Annotated in this window: 2 protein-coding genes and 1 pseudogene; all 3 read left to right on the top strand. The window is 52.2% G+C overall.

Translation table 11 applies throughout. From position 1 onward, the window contains the following. The first annotated feature begins 524 nt into the window (after window positions 1–524). The 3 genes and pseudogenes from GS614_RS21900 (at window position 525) to GS614_RS21910 (ending at window position 3,832) form a co-directional block, all read left to right on the top strand. Entirely contained in the window at window positions 525–1,226 is a 702-nt protein-coding gene (locus tag GS614_RS21900; RefSeq protein ID WP_171727322.1) for a glycosyltransferase family 39 protein, read from the top strand. Between the two features lie 147 nt (window positions 1,227–1,373). Next, window positions 1,374–2,063: a hypothetical protein gene (locus GS614_RS21905; RefSeq protein WP_171727323.1), complete on the top strand. Its 690-nt coding sequence runs from the start codon at window positions 1,374–1,376 to the stop codon at window positions 2,061–2,063. 1,059 nt (window positions 2,064–3,122) lie between these two features. Beyond that, window positions 3,123–3,832: pseudogene (locus GS614_RS21910) on the top strand (IS6 family transposase). Window positions 3,833–3,945 lie beyond the last annotated feature (113 nt).

The raw sequence follows: 3,945 nt of genomic DNA on the forward strand, positions 1-3,945 counted from the left end.
GGTTTTTCAAGACGGTTCTTTTGTTACGGGATCGGTTTTCGGCAAAAAAATGATCACCGCGGGTTCAAATCGTTCAGATCGGCCTCAGCTACTATGGACGGCATCGAGGTGGCCAATATGATCCGAAAACGACAATTCCCCTGCACTACGACATCCGGTTTTCGGCTGTTTGCAGAAATCGCAGGATAAGTGTGCCCGGTAAGTCGCTAACTCTGGCCATTCAAAAAGTTTGCGACACATCCTTGGGAACTCGTTGTTCAGATATTCTGTGGGGACGCAATCCGCTGCGGTCGTCCCTGACCGAAACCGCCGATCAAAAGATCACATGTCTCGACGCACCCCTCCCCTGGCGTTGCGCCGACATAGCAGCGTGACAACACCCGTCACGGATCAAAAGGCCGGGTTCAGCGGACGGGAATCATTGTTCCGCAATGTTATTTGATTGACGTGTCGTAAGAATAATCCAAGCTACGGGCATAAGTATGTATTTTCGAAAGTATGTTTCTGGTTAAAGGGTGTGATAGGTGAAAGCAAAATCAGAGTGCCGCTTTTGGATACTGTTTAGTGGCTTGGTGGTGATCGCGGCATTGCTCCGTGTTTATTTGGCGCTCAGTTCTGGCTACCTCTGGGATGAAGAACGAGACTGGTTGGTGACAGCCTCGCAGATATCCTTTGACAGTGAAGATCCTTATCTTCCCATACGTACCCGTGTTCACGGGGCCATTACAGCCTACCTCGCATATTTTGGATCGGAAATTTTCGGGGAAACCCACTTTGGTTATCGGTTTTTCAGCATTGTATCGGGCGTCGCCTTCGTTGCCTTCGTTGCCTTCATCGGTTTGTTTGCAAAATATCTTTTTGGCAATTTTGCTGCGCTCTTCTCAACTCTTTTCGTAGCTCTGAATGAGTTCCACATTGTAGTGTCCGCAACGGCCATTCAGATGAGTCACTATCTTCTGCTACAATGTGCAGCCATCTACTTTCTCGTGCGAGCCATCCTGGAGAACCGGCCAAAATTCTTTTACCTCGTGGCAGCGTTCAGCGCCTTAGGTTTCCTGTTATACGAACTGGGTGCACTGATGCTGCCCTTTGCGCTGGGTGCTGTCGCCCTCTCGGGGGCGTGGGGCATGTTAAGACCTAAGTATCTGGCGGGACCCATCTCGTTAGGGCTTGTTATTGCCTCACCCGATATTGCAGCCAATCTCTTTGAGCGGGACGCCGACTAACTCGGCTGGGGACACTTCGCGCAAGGCCTGGGTGGGCTGGACTTCACCGCTGCGTTTCTATCGTTCTTCGGACGTGAACCTTTCGACTTTTTATTTCAGGCAGTTCTGGGCCGTAATTTCCATCTTGAAGGTCGGGAGTATGCGGCAATGAACGGCGCATTCGGGCTGGCGGTATTCCTTTCAATACTGGCAGCGCTGCGGGTGGGAACCTCAACAGTCGAAGACAGAAAAATACCTATTTTTTTCGTCTGTATTATCTTGGCCCTGCTGGTCGGCTTCAGTTTTGTCGGCCCCCGCAAAGGGAATTTCTACAGGTTCTTTGGATGGATGGCCGTCGCGCTCATACCATCTGCGCTGCTGGTGGGTTACGCGTCCGAAAAGCGACTTTTGGGCCCTGCAGTTGCAGTATGCATGGCCATTGCCACGGTCATGAGCCTGTCAAACCTCGTATTCAGAAATTACGGGATGCATTCCTACAGGCTCGTGATCACTCCAAGGGCCGCCTACCCGGACCCGTCCGGGTGTCGCTTGTTCAGAGCCAACTTCGATTTTTGCGACATCTGCGAAAAGTGGACCGAAATAACGGATATTCAGGTTTCAACTCGCGCAGTCCAAAGCGACAGCAATACCTCACCTTATTGCACGTCTTCAGATCCGGGCCTGTTTCTAAAGGTCCCGCACTCTGACGCGGCTGCAGCCAAGGATGACACCGGGGGATATAACATTGAGATCATAGTTCAGACTGACAAAGGGCGCGAAATTTCACTGACTAGGGTCATTCCTGTTTCAACAAGTGACACACCCAAAGTTCCGACCCCGTTTTGGATGCATGAATGATGGCGAACCGGTATTCTGATCCGGGTCTGTGGAAGATAGGAGCGGTTCCCGTTTTCTTTCTTTTGATCGGCTTTTGGTCAAAATCAAAAAGATCGGGACTATTCTAAATCGGCCCGTCACCCTGATTGAATCCAGAAAACTCTGCTTGCCGCTGGTCCAAAGACTGGTATCGCCTCAAATTGGGCGAACTCTAAACACAAACTGGAGGAGATTTCAGACTTAGATCACTCAAGTCAGATTTTGTGCTTTCACAATGCCGCAACAAGCCTGCCGTTACAAAGTTCCTTGCACTGTCCGGTAGGCGCTGACGTCAGACATCCTTGCACAGATGCTGGCGGTCAACGGATTGTCGATAAATATGATGATATAGAAAAGCGGTGCCAACACTACAGGTGTCAAAGCCTTCGCATCATCCGCGGTAACATCGACGGGCCTCGAACAGAGTCGCAGTAACCTCCAGATACTCCAACGCATTTACTCGCGAGCAAAAGGAAAAGGTGGTGTTTCGGTGGTGCGGCTCATTGTTGGACTTATAACATCTCACGGTAGATCGAATTTGTAACACAACCACCTTATCCTGTCCGATGGACCGGCGTAAGGCAATCACGCGCCGCATGGGTTGCCCGAATAGCGTTCGTCAAATACCCCTCTAAAGTTCATAATGGCAATTTCTACGCGCTTCACCACTGCTTGGGCCGAAGGGAGAAAGGACGTGATTGGTTCAAGTCGGAGGCCGGTATGCCGGCATCCGACAAGCACGCGGTCACGCACCAAAGGGCGCGGGATTTGCCTGGGTAATTGAGCCACCCGAGATATATTCAGGAGATAATTTCTCAAGGTCAGCAACCTGCTTCGTCATGCTTCATCAAGGTCATCGATACAAAAAAGCGCCCGTGAGGCGCTTTTTTCGGTCCGGCTCTAAGCCGGAGCAATGGAAAGGACGACGTGCACCGCCCTGCCCTTCGGTTATTCGGTTACGCCGTCGTCGTCGTTCCGTTTTGGGAAGGCCACCGGCATTGCCAAGTTGATCGGGTTGTCGTTCTCGGGTAGCGCGGCACCATGACCATACCGACCTCATTGCCTCGGCTGAAGGGCTTCCGTTTCCCTCGTGAAATCATCGCCTATGCGGTGTGGGTATATCATCGGTTTGCTCTCAGCGCGGCGGATATCGTGGACCTTCTGGCGGATCGCGGTGTCATCGTTAGTCGTGAAGCGGTTCGTCCCTGGGTGAACCGTTTCGAGTCTCAGTTCGCAGCTTGTATCCGACGCGACCGGCCTCGGCCGCACGACAATTGGCATATGGACGAAGTGGTCATCCCGATCAACGGCGTAAAACATTGGCTGTGGCGTGCAATCGATGGCAACGGAGACGTACTCGACATTGTGATCCAGCCTCGCCGCAATGCCAAAGCCGCAAAGCGTTTCTTCGGTCGGCTGGCGGCTGCCTATGGCGAACCGCGTGTCGTGATCACAGACAAGCTGCGGAGCTACACCAAGCCGATCAAGGCTATCGTATCTGGAAGCCAACCATCGGGCGCACAAGGGGCTCAACAACCGGATCGAAGGGTCGCACCGACCGACGCGAAAGCGGAAAAATGATGGATCGATTCAAGTCACTACGCCAGACGCAACGATTTCTCGTCGCCCACGACCAAATCACCACGATCTTCCGTCCCTGCCGCTATCGCCTTTCCACTCTCCCCTACCGCCATGCTAGAGCCGACGCGTTCAAGCTGTGGGAAGGTTATGCTACGGAACTATCGGCCTGATTGCGCAGTCTCCTACTCGTTTCCATCCACGTCGGATAACTTGGTAATGCCCCTCGAATAACACTTTTTTGCCGAAAACCGATCCCGTAACAAAAGAAACGTCTTGAAAAACA

Origin of the sequence: Ruegeria sp. HKCCD6604 (genome assembly GCF_013110635.1) — a bacterium.
GTDB lineage: Bacteria > Pseudomonadota > Alphaproteobacteria > Rhodobacterales > Rhodobacteraceae > Ruegeria.

Coding starts and splice junctions, on each gene's coding strand:
- GS614_RS21905 (WP_171727323.1), top strand. CDS start 1,374: ATGAACGGCGCATTCGGGCTGGCGGTATTCCTTTCAATACTGGCAGCG.